The 18687-nt window shown below is 66.8% G+C and carries 18 protein-coding genes; 8 read left to right on the top strand and 10 right to left on the bottom strand.

The annotated features are described in order from the left end of the window. Positions 1 to 55: 55 nt before the first annotated feature. Positions 56 to 298, top strand: coding sequence for a hypothetical protein (locus ACOABP_RS26460; protein WP_474228673.1), 243 nt, complete (start codon positions 56 to 58; stop codon positions 296 to 298). A 25-nt stretch (positions 299 to 323) separates the two neighbouring features. Here ACOABP_RS26460 and ACOABP_RS26455 read toward each other — a convergent pair whose 3' ends face one another. The 8 genes from ACOABP_RS26455 to ACOABP_RS26420 all read right to left on the bottom strand — a co-directional run bounded on the left by ACOABP_RS26455 (position 324) and on the right by ACOABP_RS26420 (position 8121). Then, complete coding sequence (locus ACOABP_RS26455) at positions 324 to 617, bottom strand: GYD domain-containing protein (protein WP_066741640.1); 294 nt, start codon at positions 615 to 617, stop codon at positions 324 to 326. Positions 618 to 885: 268 nt separating this feature from the next. Beyond that, the gene (locus ACOABP_RS26450; protein WP_474230563.1) at positions 886 to 1224 is read right to left on the bottom strand and encodes a hypothetical protein; all 339 of its coding nucleotides are present in this window, start codon (positions 1222 to 1224) and stop codon (positions 886 to 888) included. Between the two features lie 190 nt (positions 1225 to 1414). Further along, on the bottom strand, positions 1415 to 2305 hold the full coding sequence (locus ACOABP_RS26445) for a LysR family transcriptional regulator (protein WP_474228672.1): 891 nt from the start codon (positions 2303 to 2305) through the stop codon (positions 1415 to 1417). A gap of 53 nt (positions 2306 to 2358) precedes the next feature. After that, positions 2359 to 3063, bottom strand: a complete 705-nt coding sequence (locus ACOABP_RS26440; RefSeq protein ID WP_474228671.1) for a cysteine hydrolase family protein — start codon at positions 3061 to 3063, stop codon at positions 2359 to 2361. Between the two features lie 140 nt (positions 3064 to 3203). Further along, on the bottom strand, positions 3204 to 3620 hold the full coding sequence (locus tag ACOABP_RS26435; protein ID WP_474228670.1) for a hypothetical protein: 417 nt from the start codon (positions 3618 to 3620) through the stop codon (positions 3204 to 3206). Between the two features lie 166 nt (positions 3621 to 3786). Further along, positions 3787 to 4605, bottom strand: coding sequence for a class I SAM-dependent methyltransferase (locus tag ACOABP_RS26430; RefSeq protein WP_474228669.1), 819 nt, complete (start codon positions 4603 to 4605; stop codon positions 3787 to 3789). Positions 4606 to 4767: 162 nt separating this feature from the next. Continuing rightward, positions 4768 to 5769 (bottom strand): NAD(P)/FAD-dependent oxidoreductase, encoded by a 1002-nt coding sequence (locus ACOABP_RS26425; protein ID WP_474228667.1) that lies wholly within the window; start codon positions 5767 to 5769, stop codon positions 4768 to 4770. A 6-nt stretch (positions 5770 to 5775) separates the two neighbouring features. Next, positions 5776 to 8121: a hypothetical protein gene (locus ACOABP_RS26420; protein ID WP_474228666.1), complete on the bottom strand. Its 2346-nt coding sequence runs from the start codon at positions 8119 to 8121 to the stop codon at positions 5776 to 5778. Positions 8122 to 8375: 254 nt separating this feature from the next. Here ACOABP_RS26420 and ACOABP_RS26415 point away from each other — a divergent pair, with 254 nt between their 5' ends. Beyond that, entirely contained in the window at positions 8376 to 10733 is a 2358-nt protein-coding gene (locus ACOABP_RS26415) for a xanthine dehydrogenase family protein molybdopterin-binding subunit (RefSeq protein WP_474228665.1), read from the top strand. Continuing rightward, positions 10700 to 11164 (top strand): (2Fe-2S)-binding protein, encoded by a 465-nt coding sequence (locus ACOABP_RS26410; RefSeq protein ID WP_474228664.1) that lies wholly within the window; start codon positions 10700 to 10702, stop codon positions 11162 to 11164. Before ACOABP_RS26415 ends, ACOABP_RS26410 begins: the two co-directional genes overlap by 34 nt. A gap of 22 nt (positions 11165 to 11186) precedes the next feature. On the opposite strand, the gene ACOABP_RS26405 is transcribed toward ACOABP_RS26410, so the two are convergent. Further along, the gene (locus ACOABP_RS26405) at positions 11187 to 11870 is read right to left on the bottom strand and encodes a GntR family transcriptional regulator (protein WP_474228663.1); all 684 of its coding nucleotides are present in this window, start codon (positions 11868 to 11870) and stop codon (positions 11187 to 11189) included. Positions 11871 to 12115: 245 nt separating this feature from the next. Here ACOABP_RS26405 and ACOABP_RS26400 point away from each other — a divergent pair, with 245 nt between their 5' ends. The 4 genes from ACOABP_RS26400 to ACOABP_RS26385 all read left to right on the top strand — a co-directional run bounded on the left by ACOABP_RS26400 (position 12116) and on the right by ACOABP_RS26385 (position 16441). Next, positions 12116 to 13414 carry an MFS transporter gene (locus ACOABP_RS26400; RefSeq protein ID WP_474228661.1) on the top strand — a complete coding sequence of 433 codons (1299 nt, stop codon included), beginning with the start codon at positions 12116 to 12118 and terminating at the stop codon, positions 13412 to 13414. A gap of 111 nt (positions 13415 to 13525) precedes the next feature. Further along, positions 13526 to 14254 carry a maleate cis-trans isomerase family protein gene (locus ACOABP_RS26395; protein ID WP_474228659.1) on the top strand — a complete coding sequence of 243 codons (729 nt, stop codon included), beginning with the start codon at positions 13526 to 13528 and terminating at the stop codon, positions 14252 to 14254. Between the two features lie 25 nt (positions 14255 to 14279). Then, positions 14280 to 15698, top strand: coding sequence for a dihydropyrimidinase (gene hydA / locus ACOABP_RS26390; protein ID WP_474230562.1), 1419 nt, complete (start codon positions 14280 to 14282; stop codon positions 15696 to 15698). Positions 15699 to 15703: 5 nt separating this feature from the next. Further along, on the top strand, positions 15704 to 16441 hold the full coding sequence (locus ACOABP_RS26385) for an aspartate/glutamate racemase family protein (RefSeq protein WP_474228658.1): 738 nt from the start codon (positions 15704 to 15706) through the stop codon (positions 16439 to 16441). A gap of 92 nt (positions 16442 to 16533) precedes the next feature. On the opposite strand, the gene ACOABP_RS26380 is transcribed toward ACOABP_RS26385, so the two are convergent. Beyond that, complete coding sequence (locus ACOABP_RS26380; RefSeq protein ID WP_474228657.1) at positions 16534 to 18237, bottom strand: AMP-binding protein; 1704 nt, start codon at positions 18235 to 18237, stop codon at positions 16534 to 16536. Positions 18238 to 18345: 108 nt separating this feature from the next. Here ACOABP_RS26380 and ACOABP_RS26375 point away from each other — a divergent pair, with 108 nt between their 5' ends. Further along, entirely contained in the window at positions 18346 to 18687 is a 342-nt protein-coding gene (locus tag ACOABP_RS26375) for a DHCW motif cupin fold protein (protein WP_474228656.1), read from the top strand.

Genomic DNA, 18687 nt, shown 5'->3' with positions numbered 1-18687 from the left:
CGACTAGCATTACTACGACTCACTTAGTCGTAGTTTTTGAACCATGGAGCGCATCATGAAGCAAGTCAACTGGGCAGGGATCCTGGGTGTGGCAGCCGTGCTGGCGGCCGGCATTGCCGCGTGGGCGGCGCAGGACGAAACCGCAAGTGCAGTGCAATCCGTCACGCCGTCACTGGTGGCGGGACGTGACCTGACGGGGGTGTCTGCGCCGCCGGGGCGGACGCTTGGCACCGGCGACGAAGGCGATGCCAGCCAGGCGTCGGGGCCGCCGCGCAAGTCGATCCGTTCGCAGGCATGACGCGCGGCGGCGTGGAAAGCGCCGTTCAGCGCATCTTGCCGAGGATCGCCTTCATCTCGTCTTCGGTAAAGGCGCGCAGCGTCTGCGTGTGAACATTACCCTGCGAGCCGATCGACAGTCCGAAGGCGGTCACGGAGGCGTCGTCCTGCGCTTCCAGCGTCAGGATCACGTCATATTTTCCGAGCGTCCAGAACACGTCATTCACCTTTACGCCGAATTGCGGCGCCATTTCGCGCACAGCTGCCGCGCGTTTGGTGGTGTCCTTGACAGTACGTACGCCCTGGTCTGTAAAGCTTGCGAGCACGATATATCGGGTCATGGCAACTCTCCGACAGGATGGGACAGCGTCGTCAGCGCACTGACGGCGGCTCATGGCTTCGGAGCGTGACCCGGCAGGTGCGCGCGGGCACACCGGCCTGAGAGACGGGAACAGGGACGCGTACACCTTGCAGGCGACACGCCGGGAAGAGTGAGCAACCTCGCGTCCATGCAAGGAGCGAGCCACTGGCCGATCCACGCAGCCTGGCGGGGCGCGGGGGCCATCCGCACGCGCGATTCCCGCCCGGGGCGTTGCAGGCTTGAAACAGTCAGTGAGATGGCGTGCGTACCGGGCCGGGACACGCCTTGAGTCCAAGCCACATCACGCCGATGACGATATTCACCGGGACGCTGAGCGCGCCCGGCACATAGAAGCAGGCCGATAGCGCGGGCGCGCGCATCAGTACTTCGACGGCTCCACCCAGCCCGTACAACAGCACGCCGCACCACAGCCAGCGCCGCATATAGGTCAGCAGCCAGTGCGCGCGCGACTGGTTGAAACGCCAGGCTGCAGTACGCGCGATCAGGTCGCCCCGGCTGGCGTCCTTGAACATCCAGTCGAAAAAGAAGTACCGATACAGCAGGGTGCGAAAGGCAAGCTCTTGCATGATGGTGGTGGGCCAGCTCTGGCCGTATCGCGCAAAGACCGTGCCCACGCCGCTTCCGGCGCCGGGACTTTCACTACTGTAGGCGTTCGATGCGCACGAGGCAGGTTTTTCACGCGCGCCACGGCATCGACGACAGGCATGCACCGGACCGATGCATCGCGCGTCGAAGTGCGCTGGAGCGTCTCGCGCATCACTGTGGCGCGTAGTGCGCCGCCATGAAATCGATGAAGGCCCGTGCCCGGGGTGCCAGGTGCCGGGTCTGGGGATAGAGCGCGTAGTAGTGGCTGGCGCCCGCGTGATACTGAGGCAGCACACGCACCAGGCCGCCGCGTGCCAGTTCGCTGCGCGCCGTGCGCTCGGTGAACGCCGCGATGCCCGCGCCGGCCAGCGCCGCCGCGTACAGCGCGGTAATCGCATTGGCAGCCAGCGCGCCGCGCACGGTCACGCGTTCGGTGCGGCCCGCCGTATCGGTCAGTTGCCAGATATCGGGCGCTGCCGCGAATGCCAGCAACTGGTGGTGGGCCAGATCGCTGGCGTTGACCGGCAGGCCATGCGTTGCCAGATAGGCGGGGGATGCCACCAGGACAGTATCGGACCCGGCCAGCCGCTTCGCCATCAGGCTGCTGTCGGCCAGCGGCGCGCTGCTGATGCGCAGCGCCACATCGAATCGCTCGGCTACCAGGTCGACGAACTGGTCGCTGCACGACAGTTCGAGCCGGATCTCGGGATAGCGCGCGCGGAACGCGGGTAGCCAGTCCTGCAGTTCGAGCGTGCCAATCGCCAGCGGCATCGTCACGCGCAGCGGTCCTGACAGCTGCGCGCCCTCCCCCGTCATCGCCGCGTTCATGGCATCGATGCGTGCCAGGATGTCGGTGCAGTGGCGGTGGTAGCGTTCGCCCGCTTCCGTCAGCGCAAAGCGACGCGTGTTGCGATTCAGCAGCTGCACACCCATGCTGGCTTCAAGCTGCTTGAGCTGGCGCGACACCGTGGAGTGCGACAGATCGAGCCGCTCCGCCGCTGCCGAAAATCCCTGGGCCTCGACGATGGCGCGAAAGACGCGCATGGCAATCAGCTGGTCCATGGAAATGCCGTCCCCAAAAGCGGAAAACGCCCCGGCGGGGCGTTTCGACAGTATCAGCGCAGCGGCAGATGCGTGATGGCCGCGGTGGTCATCACATCGCCGAAGGTGTCTTCGATCTCCGCAAGCGCGGCTTCGTGCAGCGCGTCCTTGCCGATCGTACGGCCATCGGCGCGCGTGATATCGCGCGTGGCCGAGGCGTCGGATGCTACCACAACGTGATAGCCAAGCGGCACCGCGTCGCGGGCGGCGCCAGCCACGCACGCATGGGTCATCAGCCCCGCCACCACGACGGTCTTCACGCCCATCGCCTTGAGCCGGTGGTCCAGGTCCGTGCTGGCAAACACGCTCACGGTTTCCTTGCGCAGCACCACGTCCTGCTGGCGTGGCACCATGCCTGGCTGAAATCCCACCGTCTCGCCATCCACGGCAAACACGGCCGCGCCGGCCGGTGCCACATGCTGGATCTGGAAGACCGGGATGTGATGGCGATCGGCAAACGCAAGCAGGCGCTGCGCGTTGTCCATGGCACGCTGGCCATCGGGAATCGGCATCCGGCCGGAAAAATACTCCTTCTGGAAATCGATGATGACCAGTGCCGTCGTGCGGGGATCGAGATGCTCTACGGGCTTGGCACCCAGCATCGCACGGATGCCCGGATGCGGATTGTCTTGCGCCGCGTGGACGGCGCCGCTGGCGGATGCCGCGAGCGACAGGCTCACGGTGGCCACACGGAAGCAACGCAACAGGTTCAGGGTCATGACAGGTTCCTCGACGAAATGAGGTGCCAGTCTAGGTTTGCGCGGGTGACCTGTTCAACGCCATGCGCCGCACAGCATTTGTGCGGCGCATGCACGGGCGCGCCGGACGCCGACTGCTACGGAATCAGCTGTTCGCCGGATCAGGCGCCATCAAGGTAGATGTTGCGCCGGCCCAGGCGACTGCCGAGGGCGTCGGGCGGAAGGCTCATGCTGGCGGGGTCGACGGCGGCAGGCGCAGGCGCCATGGTCGCGGTGCCCGGCGCGGGCGGCACGCCCATCTGCACGGTTTCCATCGAACCCTGTGCGTAGGGATTGGCGGCCGGCTGCTGCTGCGCGACGTCAACCGGCGCGGCAGGGGCGGAAGTTGCGGAGGATGGGGCGTAGCCTGCGGAAGCCGCGGGGGCGTAGCCGGCGGACGCGGCAGGGGCGACAGGAGCGGCCTGGGTGGCGGGCATCGGCTGGGCCTGCTGGGCGGGGGCCACCTGCTGCGCGAGCAGCGGGTACGACGCGATCAGTGCGCCTGCCATCAACAGGGATTTCGCCAGATGTTGCTTCATTCGTGTACCTCCAGAAAAGCCTACAGACTTGGGAAAGGTCACTGTAGCGTCGAGGTACCTGACAAAGTGTTCCGTTTTGCAACTGTCATTTACGAGGCTTGCGGCCGACATTCATGCGCGGTATTTACGCGCGCGTGCATCGGCCGCCACCTGCCACGCGTTCCCATCACGGCGGCGTGATCACCGTCACGCGCAGGAACGTTGCCGGAATCTCGGTGATATCGGGCTTGCCGCTCTGGTTCTGCGCATCGAACAGCGCCTCCAGCTCGCGCTGCAGGCCGTCGCGCTTGCCGTTCGCCTCGGCGGCGGCAAACGCGTTCATGGTCGGGCCGTAGTAGTCGCGAAAGGTCGCCAGGAAGTCAGACGGCTTTCCCGCATACCGGAAGACGTAGGTGTCCCTGTCAAAGCCAATGTTCTCCGGCGGCACGCCCGCCGCGCCAAAGCGCTCGGTCACGATGATTTCGTGGCCCCACAGCATGGGACTGATAAAGCCTTCCGGCGGTGGCGGGGAATAGCTCATGCTGATCTTCAGCACCTGCGCGACCAGCGTCGGATCGTTCGGAATCCAGTTGCCCATCACGATGCGCCCGCCCGGGCGGGTCACGCGCACCATCTCGCTGGCCACATCCGCCGGTCTGGGCGCGAACATGGCGCCGAACATGCTGACGACCAGGTCGAAGGTATGGTCGGGCAGGTCGGTCAACGCGCAGGCATCGCCCTCCTGAAAGCGCAGGTTCCCGAGGCCCGCCTCCTGCGCGCGCCGGTTGCCGGCGGCCACCAGGTTGCTGGCGATGTCGACGCCCAGGACATCGGCCCCACGCTTTGCCTCCGGCAGTGCGGTGGTGCCGTCACCGCAACCGAGATCCAGCACCTTCATCCCCGGCGTGACGCCCAGGCGTTCCACCAGTTCGTCGCCGCTCTCGCGCATGGTCGCCGCCAGTCGCGTGAAGTCGCCCTTTTCCCATAGCGCCTTGTTCGGATTCATCTGCTTCCCCCTTGTTGCCATGTCGTTGACTTGTTGTGCATGCCGACGATGCCGACACACGGCACCCGCGTTGCGGGTTATGGTTTTGTAGTGCATGGGCCCAGGGTGGGCAATGGGACCGAAGCCCCACGCGGCGCACGCGCCACCCCGGCGCCGGCCTGCCTATCGCACGGGCAGATTCGCGCGTGCGTAGACATCGGACAGCGCGGCACGGCCGGCCTTGTAGGTCTGCAACGCCCAGTCCGCGTATAGCGCCGCCGCCAGGCTGCTTCGCTGCGGCCAGCGCACCACGCCGGCCGCCAGCGCGCCGGCGCGGGCGCCGGACTCCAGCGCAAAGCGCAGCCCATCGCCCGAAGCCGGATCGAGGTAGCCGGCCGCATCGCCACAGACGAAGAAGCCCGCGCCCGCTGCCTGACGCAGATGCCGCCAGCGGCGGCACTCGCGCCAGACCCTGCCTACGGGCCGCATGCCAGTGGGCCATGCCACCGGGGCTTCGCGTGTGCCGCAGAGCGCCGTCCAGATGCAGCCTTGCGGGGTCGCGTGCCGCCATAGCCATCCATTGGCGCCAATGACGAACTGCGAACCGGAATGCCCCGCCTGCCCCGAATCCAGTGCGCCAAAGCCGCGCTGCAACCACCATGGCCGCGAGTCGATCCCTTCGGCCAGGCCCAGGCTGCGACGCAGCCACCCGTTGACGCCGGTGGCGTCGATCACGAGGTGAGCGCCACTGGCGCCAGAATCGGGGCCATGGCCCGGCGTGCCCAGCGAGCCCTCCACACCCCCCAAACCCTCCACGCCCACCAGGCGACCGTCATCGATACGCGGCTGCAGCCTGGCCGCCGGCAACGCTCGGTAGTCGACCCCGGCGCGCACCGCCGCGTCGCGCAGCCCGCTATCGAGCCGGGCGCGATCCACGGCGCGGCCTCGTTGTGCATGAAAGGCGGGGGCGGGCCCAGCGTGGTCAAGCCAGATGTCGGCCTGGGTCACCAACCCGGGCGCGACAGACGCCAGCAGCCGTAACGCCGCCGGCGACGCGCATTCGGGCACCGCGCGGGTACGGCCGCTGCCCACCATCGTTACCGGGCACCCTGCCCTGGCTGCCGCGATGGCCGCCGCACAACCTGCGGGGCCATCGCCGACCACCAGTACGCCACGGGCGCTCATGATCGGTCAGTACAACGCCAGCGCTTCCGGCCCGGGCGCGCGGCGCCGCACCGCGCCAATCAGCCCTGCCGGGGTGGCATCGCACTGCAGCGCCTCGGCATAGGGCACCCGCAACCGCCCGGGCGCATGCTGGCGCGGCACGGCGCTGGCATCGGCGGGCAGCACGAACACGAAACGATAGGCGACGTCGTGGACACTCCCCGGGGCCGCATCAAGCCGGCGCGCCGAAACCAGCCACAAGCGCGTGTGCGACGGCACCTCGCCGTTGTCGCACGCCGCCACCGCGTGACGCAGCGCGCCAATCCGGCGGATCAGTTCGGCGGAATCGACATGCTCGAACGCGCCAAACAGCATCTGCCCGCGCAATGCGTTGGCAACGTAGTCCGAACGCTGGATGTCGGCATAGTCGACCTCGCCTGCGGGCGTCAGGTAAGGGCCGTACTCGCCGTCCCAGCCGGGCCGGGCCGCCGCGCCAGCGGCCAGCGGGTGTGCCGGGTGGTAGCCCAGTTCATCGTCGAGCATCGGCAGCGCGGTGGGCGCGTCGGCGCGATTGAAAGTGCGCGACGCGTCCGGGCTCAACGCGGGCCAGAAGCTGTTCGATGCCGCGCACAGCTTGATGTCCTCCGCAAACGGGCTGCCCAGGCCGAATGTGGCAAGGTAGATGCCGCCCCATCCGCCGGCATAGGTCACGTCCCAGCCCGGCGCGAACACGCTCGACGACGCGTCGGACAGGAACGACACCATGCGCGGCACGTGCGCGCCGTCGGCCTCGGGCGCCTGGCCGCGCGGCGCCAGGCTGAACGACACCGGCATGGTGGTCTCGCCGGGCGGAAACGCGCGCGCCGCGCTGAACGGGTCAAGGTGCATCGGGTTGGCCGCCAGCCGCTCGGCACTGAGCGACAGCGGCGACCCGCTGCGAAACTGCGACTTCGGATCGATCTTCTGCTCGCTGAACCAGCGCTGCAGCTCCGCCTGGTCGGCATAGGGATAGAAGTCCGGCGCGGCCACCACGGAATAGGCCGGAAACACGTGCCGGCCGGGCCATTGCGCCACGCGCACGCTGACCACCCCTTCCGCGCAGTGATCCAGGAACAGCTGCGCGTGATAGCCACCCTGCTTGACGTCGGCCAGGAACCGGTCGCGATCCGCCGGCTCCGCGCACATGTCGCGATAGGCAGCGTCGGCGTCGTGCCAGCGATGACGGATATTGATGTACTCGGGCGCGTTGCGAGGCTCCGGATAGCGCAGGAAGGCCGGCGCGAAATGCGGGACATAGCGCTCGCGCAACGCGTTGATGCCTTCCAGGAACAGCTTGAACAGGTCCGAGAAAATGCGCTGGGTTGTGAACCGGCGGTTGACCACCGGCACCACGCGCCATTGCGCCGGCACCCGGAACCCCCGCACCTTGAAATGCTCGGGCGTCAGCGGCTCGATCAGCGGCAACGCACCCGGCATCAGCCACACCGAATCGCCCTTGCGCACCAGCGCAATTGGCGGCGCCGTAGACCCGGGCAACTGCGAAGGGCCCGGCGCGGCATCCGGAAAGCACCACGATTGCGAATACGGCGGATCGGCCAGCACGGCCCTGGGTTCGGGCTTCACGCCCCAGCGCGCCTGCACGGCGCGCCGCAGCTTGTCACCCACATGATGGTGACCAAATTCCAGCGCCAGGTCCGCCCCGGGCACGCAGCCGCTGGCAAACAGCTTGCGTACGGGCACCAGGAATTCGCGCTCCGCGTCGCCCTCGCGCTCGCCTTCGATCAGGCTCAGAGCGCCGGCGCCGCGCGCCCTGCGCACCAGGAACGCCGCGTAGTGCGCGGGCTGCACGCGTACATGCTCGGGGTGCCCCGCCACTGTAGGCACATGGCTGCGCGTGCGCGGGTCGTAGCTCGGCTCGGTGTCGCCATTGCGCGCAATGCCGAGCCGAGAGAACACCAGGTCGGCATGCTGCTGGTGTCCGGTGCGACGTGCCGGCCGGTACTGGCAGGCCAGCACCGCGATATCGAGCGATGCCCAGTCGTCGGGCAGCGGGGCGCGGGAATAGATGTAGTTCTCAAGCAGGTCCAGGTCGGCCAGCTCCACACCCGCATCCAGCGCCGGGCACTCGGCCAGCGCCAGCATGTGATAGAGCAGGCTGCGCGCCGGGTCGCCGGGTTCCACGGCGCGCTGCGTGGCACGGCTCAGTTCGGCCACGCGCGGGTCCGACCAGTCGATCGGCAAGGGACGTTCGAGGATGGCGGCGGTCTCGTCCGCCGACTGCACCGTGGCAAGGTCCAGGCCGTGCCGCAGCAGTGCCTGTTTCCATGGGGTCGACAATCGCAGCACCCAGGCATGCATGGCTTCGACAGGCATCGCGCACCTCCCCCGGACAACTGGCGGCGCGCCCGCATCCGTCAGGGCACGCGCTTCCATCGGATTTCAATCCGAATTCCATCGCTTTTATTTCTGCCGGGCGCGCCTTGGCCTTTAGGCCTAGACATGCCAGCGCCGCCTCGCGATGGCGGGCGACATTGACTAATATAGGTGATCGCGGCAGCAATCGAATCGGGCTTGCGCGCGTGCGATTGCGATTGCCATTGCGACCAGGGGCGACCGGGGGCCATGTCATGCTGACTCGCAGAACCTTTCTACTCGGCGGTGCGGCGGCGGGCGCCCTGGTGGTGGGATGGACATTGCTTCGGCCCGAGGACCGTCTCGACACAGCGCTGCCGCCCCCCGCCACGACTGGCGATGCACGGCTGAACGGCTGGGTCGTGATCGATGCCGACAACCGCGTGACCATCGTCATGAGCAAGGCCGAGATGGGCCAGGGCGTGCATACCGGTGCCGCGATGCTGCTGGCCGAGGAACTCGACGCCGACTGGTCGCAGGTGCGCGTGGCGCAGTCCGCCGTCGATCCGCTCTACATCAACCACGAGAACCTGCCGCGCAGCCTGCCGTTCCGGCCCGACGACGATGGCGCGCTGGCGCATATCAGCGAATACCTGGCCCGGCGCGGCGCACGTCTGCTTGGGTCGATGGTGACCGGCGGTTCGACCAGCATCGCCGACCTGTGGCAGCCAATGCGCGAAGCGGGCGCGTCCGCGCGGGCCATGCTGTGCGGCGCCGCCGCACGCCGATGGGACGTACCGGCTGAGCAGTGCCAGGCCCGGTCCGGACGCGTATTCCACGCGGCATCGGGGCGCTCGGCCAGTTTCGGCGAACTGGCGGCCGATGCCCGCGAGTTGCCCCACCCCGCCCATCCCGCGCTCAAGGACCCGAAGACGTTCACGCTGATCGGCAAGCGCCTGGGCCGCATCGAAGCGAAGTCCAAGCTCGATGGCACCGCGCGCTTCGGCATCGACGCGCTGCCCGATCACCTGCTCTACGCGAGCGTACTGATGTGCCCGACCCTGGGCGGCACCATGCGCAAGTTCGATACCAGCAAGGTGATGCACAAGATCGGTGTGAAGGGGTTCTATCCGGTCGATGCCTACCATGGCGGCACGGGCGGCGTGGCCGTCATCGCCGAGAATCCATTCATTGCCATGCGCGCGCTGTGCGAGCTGCCGGTCGAATGGGACCACGGACCCGCCGCCGGCCTGAACACCGACGACGTGCATGCAGCACTGACCCGTGCGCTGGAAGGCAGCGATGGCGGCCATGCGTTCTACCACGTCGGCGATGCCCCGGCAGCGCTGAAGCGCGGCAAGATGCTGGAGATGCGCTACGAGGTGCCGTACCTGGCCCACGGCGCGCTGGAGCCGGTCAACTGCACGGTGCAGGTGGAGGGCCGCAAGGCCCAGGTATGGGTGTCCACGCAGGTGCCGATGGCCGCGCGCAAGGCGGTAGCCAACGTGCTGGGCCTGAGCGCCGACGACGTCGAGATCCACCAGTTGCTGCTGGGCGGCGCGTTCGGGCGGCGGCTGGAGATCGACTTCATCGTGCAAGCGGCCGACATCGCGCGGCACGCATCGCCCAACCCGGTGCAGACCATCTGGTCGCGCCCGCAGGACATGACGCACGACTTCTACCGGCCGGCCTGCATGGCCGACTGCCGTGGCGCGCTGGACCCGGACGGCAAGCTGATCGCATGGGAAAGCACCTCGGCCAGCCAGTCGATTGCGGAACAGGCGCTGCCGCGCGCGTTCGGCAAGCCGCGCTTCCTGACGCGGCTGCTGCCCGACGCCACCATGGCCGAGGGAGCGTTCGACCAGCCCTACGAGTGCCCGAACCTGCTGGTGCGCCACCATCGGGTGGAACTTCCCGTGCCCGTTGGCTACTGGCGGTCGGTGGGCCATTCGCACCAGGCGTTCTTTGTCGAGTGCTTTCTCGACGAAATGGCGGCGGCGGCGGGCAAGGACCCGCTCGCGTTCCGGCTCGAACTGCTCAGGCAGCCTGCGCACCAGCGCCACGTGCGCGTGCTGGAAACCCTGCGCGAGCGCGCGGCGTGGCGCGGGCCTGCGCAATGGAAAGACCGCGACGACGTGGTGTTCGCGCGCGGCATGGCGATGCACGAATCGTTCGGCAGCGTGGTGGCGCAGGTGGCCGAGGTGACCGGTGATGGCGCCCCCGGCGGCGATGGCTTTCGCGTGACGCGGGTGGTCTGCGTGGTGGATTGCGGCCGTGCCATCAACCCGAACCTGGTGGAGCAGCAGATGGAAAGCGGCATCGTGTTCGGATTGTCGGCCGCGTTGCAGCAGGCCATCACGTTGCGCAACGGGCAGGTGCAGCAGCACTACTTCAGCGACTATCCGCTGGTGGACATGCAGACCTGCCCGGCCATCGAGACGTATGTGCTGGACAGCGACGCACCGCCGGAAGGCGTGGGAGAAACCGCCACCCCGCCTGTCGCGCCAGCCGTGGCAAACGCCTTGTTCGCGCTGACCGGCAAGCGCCATCGCAGGCTGCCGCTACAGGCCGCACCTGCCGTACCGGAGGGCAATGATCCATGGTGTCAGTCCGTCTCAACGGCAAGACCGTAGACCTGAAGTCCGCAACCGACACGCCGCTGCTCTGGGCCCTGCGCTGCGAGCAGCGCCTGACCGGCACCAAGTTCGGATGCGGCATCGGCGTGTGCGGCGCCTGCACGGTAATGCTCGACAACCGTGCCACCCCGTCCTGCCAGCTACTGCTGAAAGACCTGCGCGGTACGCGCATCACCACGATCGAAGGCCTGCAGGGCCCGGTGGCGCAGGCGCTGCGCGCGGCGTGGATCGAATTCGATGTGGTGCAGTGCGGCTACTGCCAGAGTGCGCAACTGATTGCCGCCGCGGCGCTGCTGGCCCGCTGCCCGGTGCCGACAGACTTGCAGATCGATATGGCGATGCGCGACATCGCCTGCCGTTGTGGCACCTTCCCGCGTATCCGCAAGGCCATCCACAAGGCCGCCGCGGCCGTGTGCCGGCGCGGCTGAGACCGCTGGCGCCGTCGAATCCTCAGCGGCCGCGCCGCGCGTTTGCCACGCGGGCCGCCGGCTCGGCCGACTCCGCCAGCGTGAGTTCCACCACGCGCAACACTTCCCTGGCCGTGTTCTCGGAATGCTCGCGCAGGATGCCTGCCAGGCGCGGACGCCCCGGTTCGTGCAGCGCGGCCATGATGGCCTCGTGCTCCTCGTGCGATTCCTGCCAGCGCATCAGGTCGGCGTTGGCCGCGCCCCGCGCGCGATGCACCTTGCTCATCAGCGTGGCATAGATGCCCGACAGCACGGCGTTGTCGGCGCTGTCGACAATGAGCTGGTGGATTTCCTGGTTGATGCGGAAATAGTCGGTGCGACGGCCCGAATCGTGCGCGGCAATCATGGCCTGGTGCTTGCGTTCGATCTTTGCCAGCGCCGCGTCGTCGATCCGTTGCGCGGCCAGGTCGCCAGCGTGGGCTTCCAGCCCATGCAGCGTTTCGAACGTGGCGCGCAGTTCGCCGAGGTCGAGCGGCGCCACGCGATAGCCGATGTACTGGCGATGCAGCACCAGCCCTTCGGCCACCAGCACCTTGAGCGCCTCGCGCAACGGCGTCTTCGACACGTCGAAAGCGTCGCAAAACGCCTTCTCGTCGATACGCACGCCCGGCGGAAGCTCGCCCTCCTGAATCATCGTGCGCAGCCGTGCCGCAATTTCGGCGGACATGCCCAGTGTGCGCAGGCGGGCTGTTTTGGGGAGAACTTGTGTCACGAACGTCACCAGGATAGGGAATCTGCACCAGTCCGAAGATTATCACACCCAGATTGGTGCTTACCCTACATCTATATAAATCAACAACTTGCATGCGTTGTAATTACAGATTACGTATCCTATACTCCGTCACAGTTGCGCGACACCCAAACACAAACGCCTCGAAATCGCAGCACCCAAGGAGCAAGGAGACCCCCGTCATGTCAACCACTAGCCAGGCCGCCACGATGACGGCCACGCGCAGCAGCGTCCGCTGGAAGATCTTCCTGATGATGCTGTTCCTCATCGCCATCAACTACATCGACCGCGCGTCGCTGTCGGTGGCGATGCCGCTGATTGCCAAGGAATTCGATCTCAGCCCCACCATGCAAGGCATGATCCTGAGCGCATTCTTCTGGACCTACGCGCTGATGCAGGTGCCGGGTGGCATGCTGGCCGACAAGTACAAGCCGCGCATCGTGATTGCCTGCGCCACCGTGTTCTGGGGCGCGTTCCAGGCCCTGGCCGCCGTCTGCACCAGCACCACTGCCCTGCTGCTGACCCGCCTGGGCCTGGGCGCCGCGGAAGCCCCGATCTACCCGGCCGGCGGCAAGCTCAACGCGATCTGGATGACCCAGAACGAACGCGGCCGCGGCGCCACGCTGCTCGACGGCGGTGCTCCGCTGGGCGCGGCGCTCGGCGCCATCATCATCACGTGGCTGATCTCGTCGCTCGGTTCGTGGCGCCTGGCCTTCGTGGTGGCCGGCGTCGGCACCGTCATCGCCGGTGCCGTGGCCTGGTGGTACATCCGGAATTCGCCGCGCGAACACGACGGCGTCAATGAACTCGAAGCCCGCTATCTCGAGGAGGCCCACGCCAGCGAGCACCGCGCCGAGCCGGCCAACCTGTCGGGCCGCTCGCTCGACTTCTTCAAGTACCGCTCGGTCTGGTGCATGGCGATTGGCTGGATGTGCTTCAACACCGTCTTCTACGGCCTGTTGACCTGGATGCCGAACTACCTGAACAAGGTGCACGGCTTCGACATCAAGGCCATGGGCGGCGCCAGCTTCATCATCTTTTTCTGCGGCTTTATCGGCGAACTGATCGGCGGCTGGATTGCCGACAAGTGGAAGGAAGCCGGCGGCCGGCCCAACGTGGTGATGCGCACGCTGTTCGGCATTGCCGCCGTGGTGGCAACGGTCTCGATCTTCTCGGTGGCCTACGTGAGCAACCCGGTAGTGGTGGTGGCCCTGCTGTCGTCCACGCTGTTCTTCCTGCGCTGGTGCGGCCTGTTCTGGTGCATCCCGTCGATCCTGGGCACCCGCAACAAGATCGGTTTCCTGGGCGGCGTGATGAACCTGGGCGGCAACGTCGGCGGCATCAGCGTGCCGATCATCGTCGGCATGATCGTGCAGTACACCGGCTCGTACTTCCTGGCACTGATGTTCTTCGCGGCTGCCGGCGTGGGCCTGCTGCTGGCGTCCACGGCCATCGACTACGAAACGAAGATCCCGGTCTGACAATGACCGCTGGAGGTATCCCGCCTCCAGCGGCAACCCAGAACAATAAAACCAATATCAAACCCGAGGCATCGCGCCCAGACGGTGCCCGACAACTCTTGAGAACCAACCATGAGCAAGCAGATTCGCCTTGGCATGCTGACGCCTTCCTCCAACACCGCACTGGAACCCATTACCAGCGCGATGGTCAGCGGCCTGCCCAACGTCAGCGCGCATTTTTCGCGCTTTACCGTGACGGAGATTTCGCTGCGTGACCAGGCGCTGGGCCAGTTCGACCTGGAGAAGATCCTGGGCGCGGCCCGGCTGCTGGCCGATGCCCGCGTGGACGTCATCGCGTGGAACGGCACGTCGTCGGGCTGGCTTGGCTTCGATCGCGACCAGGCGCTGTGCAAGCAGATCACCGAGGCCACCGGCATCCCCGCCACCACCTCGGTGCTGGCGCTGAACGAGATCCTGGAAAAGACCGGTGCCCGCCGCTTCGGCCTGGCCACGCCCTACCTGCACGACGTGCAGCAGCGCATCATCGCCAACTACCAGCGCAGCGGCTTCGACTGCTCCGCCGAACGCCATCTGGAACTGCATGTGAACTACAGCTTTGCGGAAGTCGAGGAAGACACCATCCGCAAGATGGTGCGCGATCTGGCGGGTGAAAACGTGCAGGCCATCACCACGTTCTGCACCAACCTGCGCGCCGCGCACCTGGCCGAAGAGCTTGAGGCCGAGACCGGCATCCCGCTGTACGACACGATCTCCACTGTGGTGTGGAAGTCGCTGCGGCTGGCCGGCGTGGACACCAGCGCCCTGAAGGGCTGGGGCCGTCTGTTCCGCGAAGTCGAGTAACGGAAAGCATCGGAGAGGGATGACCATGCCTGCAGACAACAATCTTGACCTGGTGATTCGCAATGCCGACGTGGTCACCGCTTCCGATCGCTTCCGTTGCGACATCGGTGTACGTGGCGGCAAGATCGTGGCACTGGGCCACGGCCTGCCCGCCGCCCAGCAGGACGTCGACGCCACGGGCCTGCTGGCCCTGCCCGGCGGCGTCGACGGCCACTGCCATCTGGACCAGCCCATGCCCGACGGCATGCGCATGGCCGACGACTTTTTCACCGGCACCCGCGCAGCGGTATGCGGCGGCACCACCACGGTGATCCCGTTCGCCGCGCAGGAAAAAGGCGCCTCGCTCAAGGCCGCCGTGGCCGACTATCACCGCCGCGCCGACGGCCGCGCCGTGATCGACTACGCGTTTCATCTGATCGTGGCCGACCCCACCCCTGCCGTATTGCAGGACGAACTGCCGTCGCTGATCCGCCAGGGCTACAGCTCGTTCAAGGTCTACATGACCTATGACGACCTGAAGCTGTCGGACCGCGAGATGCTCGAAGTGCTGGATGTCGCGCGCCAGAACCAGGCCCTGGTGATGGTGCATGCCGAGAATGCCGACTGCATCTCGTGGCTGACCGACAAGCTGACCGGCGAAGGCCGCATCGCGCCGCGCTTCCACGGGCTGGCCCGCCCGGCCGTGGTCGAACGCGAGGCCACGCACCGCGCCATCTCGTTCGCCGAACTGGTCGACGTGCCGATCCTGATCGTGCATGTCTCCGGCAAGGAAGCCATCGAGCAGATTCGCTGGGCCCAGGGCCGCGGCCTGAAGATCCTGGCCGAGACCTGCCCGCAGTACCTGTACCTGACCGCCGAAGACATGGGCCTGCCCGGCGATGACGGCTACGAAGGCGCCAAGTGCATCTGCAGCCCGCCGCCGCGCGACCCGGAGAACCAGGCCGCCGTCTGGCGCGCGCTGGAAAACGGCGTGTTCAGCGTGTTCTCGTCGGACCATGCGCCGTTCAACTACGACGACCCGGAAGGCAAGAAGCTCGGCGGCGTGGCCCAGCCGTTCGACCATATCCCCAACGGCGTGCCGGGCATCGAGACGCGCCTGCCGCTGCTGTTCGACGGCGTAATGCGCGGCAAGCTGTCGCTGCACCAGTTCGTCGAGTTGACCTCCTACCGCCCCGCCAAGATCTACGGCCTCTACCCGCGCAAGGGCACCATTGCCGTGGGCGCCGATGCCGACATCGTGCTCTGGGACCCATCGCGCCGTGTGCGCATCGCCAACAGCAACCTGCACCATGCGGTCGACTACACGCCGTATGAAGGTATCGAAGTCACCGGCTGGCCGATGACCACGTTCTCGCGCGGCGAGATGATCGTGCGCAACGGCGAGTACCTGGAGCCGGCCGCCGGCCGCGGCAGGTTCCTGGAAGCGGGACAACCCGAACTGTGATTCCCATGAACCTCCTGATCGTCAATCCCAACATCAGCGCGTCGGTCACCGACCTGATCCATGCAGAAGCGCGGCGCACCGCATCGCCGGACACGCGCATCACCATGGCAACGGCCAGCTTCGGCGTGGCCTATATCGAAACCCGCTTCGAGGCGCTGGTGGGCGGCTACGCCACCGCGTGCGCGGCCGCCGAGCATGCCGGCACGTTCGACGGCCTGATCGTCGCCGCGTTTGGCGACCCGGGCCTGGCCGGCCTCAAGGAACTGTTCGACGTGCCGGTGGTGGGCATGACCGAGGCCGCACTGGCCAGCGCCTGCCTGCTGGGGCAGCGCTTCTCGATCATCGCGATCTCGCACCGCATCGAGGCGTGGTATCGCGAATGCGTGGCCGCGAACGGCCTGACGTCGCGGCTCGCCAGCGTCCGCTCGCTGCAATCGCCGCTGCGCGACATCGGCAGCGTGCAAGAGGACCATGCTGCCCGGCTCGAAGAGATGAGCCTGCAGGCCGTACGCGAGGATGGCGCCGATGTAATCATCGTCGCAGGCGCCCCGCTGGCCGGCCTGGCGCGCTCGCTGCAGGGCCGGATTCCGGTGCCGGTGGTCGACGGCGTCAGCAGCGCCGTGCGGCATTGCGAATCGCTGGTGGCGCTGCGCCCCGGCAGCGCACGCGAAGGCAGCTTTGCGCGGCCGCCGCAAAAGACCAATGCCGGCCTGCCGCCGGCGGTGGCGCGCCTGCTGGCCTGAACCCATCGCCAGCCTGGCTGACGAATCAACGCCTGACCGGCGCCGTGCCGGTCAGGCGTTTGTCTTTTTTCCGGCGGGGTACACGCCATTCGTCAACGCAGGTCGGGGAAGTCTTCCTCCCAGTATTCGCCGGGCATGCGCGAGGACTGATCCTCGCGCTCCATCTCCCGACGACGAAGTTCCACCCGCCGGATCTTGCCGGAGATCGTCTTGGGCAGTTCGCTGAACTGCAGCCGGCGAATCCGCTTGTAGGGCGCCAGCTTATCCCTGGAGAAACGAAAGACCGCCTGCGCCAGCTCAGGCCCGGCGGTGTAGCCCTGCCGAACCGTGACATAGGCCTTGGGCACGCACAGCCTGACCGGATCCGGGCTGGGCACCACGGCGGCCTCGCCAATGGCCTCGTGTTCGATCAGGACGCTTTCCAGCTCGAACGGACTCAGCCGGTAGTCGGATGACTTGAAGACATCGTCTGTACGACCGACATAGACAAGATAGCCATCGTCCCGCCGCAAGGCGATATCGGACGTGTGATACCAGCCGTTGCGCATCGCTTCCGCCGTGGCCTTCTCGTTGTTGGCGTAGCCGGTCATCAGGCCCACCGGGCGGCTGGACAGCGACAGCACAATCTCCCCCTCCTCAGCGGGCCGGTCATCCGCATCGGCCAGGCCGACACGGTAGCCGGGCAGTGGCCGCCCCATGGAGCCCGGCACAACCGGCTGCCCCGGGGGATTCCCGATCTGGCAGGTGGTCTCGGTCTGCCCGTATCCATCGCGAATGGTGATCCCCCATGCGTTCTGCACGCGCTCGATGACCTCAGGGTTCAGCGGCTCTCCCGCACCTACGATTTCGCGCAGCTTCACGCCGTAGGACGACAACGGCTCCTGCACGAGCATCCGCCATACGGTTGGCGGCGCGCAGAGCGTCGTCACGCCGCAGCGCACCAGCACGTCCAGGGTGTCGCGCGGAACAAAGCGGGGGAAGTTGTAGATGAAGACACAGGCCTGGGCATTCCACGGCGCGAAGATGCAACTCCAGGCATGCTTGGCCCAGCCCGGCGAACTGATATTCCAGTGGACGTCCCCGGGCTGCAATCCGATCCAGTACATCGTCGACAGGTGCCCCACCGGATAACTCTGATGGGAATGCTCCACGAGCTTCGGTCTGGAAGTCGTTCCCGAGGTGAAATACAGCAGCAATGGATCGGTGGCGAGCGTCACCCCGTCCGGAACGAATGCCGGCGACGCCTGGCTCGCGTCGCCAATGTCGTGCCACCCGGCCGCGCGGGCACCGACCGAGATGCGCGTGACACCCGCATCCACCCCGTCGAACTTGCCCAGTTCCGCGCCATCCACCAGCACGCACCCCACCCCGCCTGCCAGTATGCGCTCGCGAACATCATCGGCGGACAGCTGCGTCGTTGCGGGCAGTACGATGGCGCCAAGCTTCATGGCCGCCAGCATGACGTCCCACAACTCGACCCGATTCGGCAACATCAGAAGCAGCCGGTCACCACGTGACACACCCAGCGCGCGCAGGTAATTGGCCGTGCGGGACGATCTTTCTGACATCTCCCTGAAGGACCACGATGCGCCGGCATCGTCGGGCCTGTCCACGATCCTGAGCGCGGGGCTGTCGTTGTCCCGGGCGACGACGTCGAAATAGTCGAGCGCCCAGTTGAACTGACCCAGCGCCGGCCAGGCAAAGTCCCGGTACGCAAGGTCGTAGTCCGTGCGGTGCTGCAAAAGAAAATCCCGTGCTGCGATAAACGCTCCGGCTCCTGACGCGACATCCTTCATCCTTGTCTCCTTGTTATGGCACTCCAGGTGCATTCCAGTATAGTCACCGGATTGCCTCCGGGAGCCGGCGCGTCATGGCCGGAACGGGGCGCTACAGGAGACAGCAGCATGAAGATGGAAGCCTTTGCATTCGGCATCACCAACTGGGCGGAGGTCGAGCGGACCGAGCATCCCGGGGAAACCGGCACGGCCTGGTGGCGCACGCGATATTTCGGTGAAAAGCCCGATCAGATCCGCGTGCGGATGGTGGAATACTCGCCCGGCTATCTGGCGGACCACTGGTGCCAGAAGGGACACATCCTTTTCTGCCTGGACGGCGAGCTGGAAACGACGCTGGAAGATGGGCGCAAGTTTGTGCTGACGCCCGGCACGAGCTATCAGGTCGGGGACAATGCCGAGCCCCACCAGTCCTATACCCGGATCGGTGCCAGGCTGTTTATCGTCGACTGA

The sequence above is a fragment of the Cupriavidus sp. HE11 genome, assembly GCF_056097175.1.
Note: the sequence above shows the minus strand (reverse complement) of the source record. Positions and strands in the feature narration are given on the sequence as shown.